The following is a 389-nucleotide window of genomic DNA, read 5'->3' as shown; positions in this document are numbered from 1 at the left end:
ATCTCGCCGGGCATGTGGATGTCCGAGAGCACAAGATCGAAATGCGCGAAGGGCGTCGCGTCGTCGTCGTTCGCCGCAGCAACGTGGCCGGCCTTGACGAGCGCGAGCGCGCTCACCGCGTCGTTCGCGCAGGTGACGTGATGGCCCATCATCTGCAGCAGCGCTTCGGTGCCCGCCGCGACTTCGTCGTTGTCTTCGACCAGCAGCACGCGCAGGCCGTGCGGCGGCGCGACGCTGTCCTCGCGCGGCGCCGGTTCGTGCGCGACCGCCGGCGCGGCCGCGGCGCGCGGCAGATACAGATGCACCGACGTGCCCGCGCCGATCGCGCTGTCGATCGCGGCCAGTCCGCCCGAGCGCTCGCAGAACGCGAACACCTGCGGCAGCCCGAG

The 389-nt window shown here is 71.7% G+C and carries 1 pseudogene; it reads right to left on the bottom strand.

Features of this window, described 5'->3' with window-relative positions:
• A pseudogene (locus SB772_RS39305) lies at positions 1-389 on the bottom strand (hybrid sensor histidine kinase/response regulator); the annotation flags it as partial.

This window comes from Paraburkholderia sp. SIMBA_030, from assembly GCF_046535245.1.
Taxonomy (GTDB): Bacteria; Pseudomonadota; Gammaproteobacteria; order Burkholderiales; family Burkholderiaceae; genus Paraburkholderia.
The sequence above is the reverse complement of the archived record's forward strand: the minus strand, read 5'-3'. Positions and strand labels throughout refer to the sequence as shown.